We start from the raw sequence: 1,887 nt of genomic DNA on the forward strand, positions 1-1,887 counted from the left end.
TTCTGCGTGATAACGACGAAACCGTAGTTACAGGCAGTTCTCCGTAACCCACTTCTCAATAATCTCGCCAGCTTTGTCCACGAGGTTGATTTCGTTTTTTGCGCAATGAACTTTCAGAGCGCGCCATAGGTCATCGTCAACAAAAATACCTTTACGTTTTTTTTGAGGAGACTCTATCGACATGCTAAAAGATTGTACACCAACCCTTAAAAAGCTTTGTACAGATGTAAAAATATACACAACCCATCATTTAAATACAGCCGCGACAGATATTCCCATAACTTTAACCTGAAATGAACATAAAGGGGTCAAAATCCCCCCACACAGGTATGAAAAAAGGGAATGATGAACATGGGCAAAATAAAGATACCAGATCTACCGGAACTTCCGGAAATGCTACTGTTTGACGAAGATGACCTCGGCAAGCGAGTCGGCAAGACATTCGAGACAATCGGCGAGAAATTGGGCAAGCGAGTGGGTTCGGGCATTGGAGGTATCATCACCTTCAGCATCGGAACCGCCAACGATCTGCTCGAACTCCCGCGAGAACTGGCGAAGAAGTAGGAGGCGATTGATCATGAAAATCGACTTATTGGGAATCGACACGGATACGATGGACAAACTTGAATTCCAGGAGCTGATCCCTGGGGTAAAGTTGCCAGATATGCCACTTCCCATCAGCGGTGTGCTGGATAAGCTGCCGGTACTACCGGGATTCAAGATCAAAAACCCGTCGGGTGAGGTGATCGGAGAGGGTATGAAGATACCAACACTGTTCAACGAGAGCACTCCGGCAACCCCCAACGAGAGCACTCCGGCAACCCCACCTGAGACGTTAGCAGTGGAAAATCAATATTTCCCTGACTACGCACAAGCCACGTCTTATGAACCTGACTTATACGAAGAACCCGCAGCGCTCGGTGGTATGAGTGCAGAAGAGATGGAATTCTCAGAGCTCGAACTCGGCGTATCGGCAGAGAGCGTCACTGATGTGGAGCTCGGCGAGGAAGAACTCGAAATCTGACGCAACGCAAGCACACACGATGTGATATATATGGGCAAAGTAAAGATACCAGACCTGCCGGGACTTCCAGAAATCCCGCTGCTGGATGAAAATGAAATTGGTCAGCGAATCGGGAACGCGTTCACGACAATCGGCAGTAAGACAGGGAAGCGAGTGGGCAGGGCGATCGGTAATAGTGTCGAACTTGTTGTCGGTGCTGTAAACGATATACTTGAACTTCCCCGTGACTTGACGAAGAAGTAGGAGGGCGATGTGATGCGTTCGGAGACCGCTATTATACTATCCTGCATCGAACCATCTACACTAGCGAGCTTTCCACGCGAGCTCGATCCGTGTGTGAACGAAGCACTGAGAGATCCAGGCATCATTGAACGGATGTCTGCGAATAGTATCACATTGGGCGCGGCAAATGAGATCAGCACCTGGAAATGCAAACGGGATGGAAGTTGTTATTCGATCAAATCGGACGACGTTACATCGTTCTCATTCAGAAAACGACCCGGATGCACGGGATCAGTCGTGGCGTCCCTGCCAATATATGTGAGCGAAAGCGACGCGAAGGTTGTGTTTAACGAACACGCTGCTTTGAGCACATGGTCTTACCCCGTTATACTGTTGGTGAACGATGAAGAAGTTGCCAGGATCAACAGAAGGACCCGGCACAACATCACGCGTACAATCGAACTGGGCAAGTACGCCGGGAGGAGTGTGATCATCAGTATATCACAGACCGACCCACACACGAGATGGCGTAATATGAGTGATCACAACTTCGACTACGCGGTGAGCAACTTCAAATGTATTGGGTGCGCGGTGGGCAGCACGCCGCCAGTCACTGAAGCAGAGGAAGCCCGTAAACAGCC

General features: G+C 49.4%; 5 protein-coding genes. 4 read left to right on the top strand and 1 reads right to left on the bottom strand.

Features of this window, described 5'->3' with window-relative positions; genetic code table 11:
• Positions 1–27 precede the first annotated feature (27 nt).
• Positions 28–183, bottom strand: coding sequence for a hypothetical protein (locus J7K40_02755; GenBank protein ID MCD6161315.1), 156 nt, complete (start codon positions 181–183; stop codon positions 28–30).
• A gap of 168 nt (positions 184–351) precedes the next feature.
• Here J7K40_02755 and J7K40_02760 point away from each other — a divergent pair, with 168 nt between their 5' ends.
• The 4 genes from J7K40_02760 to J7K40_02775 form a co-directional block, all read left to right on the top strand.
• The gene (locus tag J7K40_02760; protein ID MCD6161316.1) at positions 352–564 is read left to right on the top strand and encodes a hypothetical protein; all 213 of its coding nucleotides are present in this window, start codon (positions 352–354) and stop codon (positions 562–564) included.
• Positions 565–577: 13 nt separating this feature from the next.
• Entirely contained in the window at positions 578–1,024 is a 447-nt protein-coding gene (locus J7K40_02765) for a hypothetical protein (GenBank protein ID MCD6161317.1), read from the top strand.
• Between the two features lie 30 nt (positions 1,025–1,054).
• The gene (locus J7K40_02770) at positions 1,055–1,267 is read left to right on the top strand and encodes a hypothetical protein (protein MCD6161318.1); all 213 of its coding nucleotides are present in this window, start codon (positions 1,055–1,057) and stop codon (positions 1,265–1,267) included.
• A 9-nt stretch (positions 1,268–1,276) separates the two neighbouring features.
• Positions 1,277–1,887, top strand: a 611-nt coding sequence (locus J7K40_02775; GenBank protein ID MCD6161319.1) for a hypothetical protein, incomplete at its 3' end; no start/stop codon positions are given.

The organism is Candidatus Zixiibacteriota bacterium, from assembly GCA_021159005.1.
Lineage (GTDB): Bacteria > Zixibacteria > MSB-5A5 > UBA10806 > 4484-95 > JAGGSN01.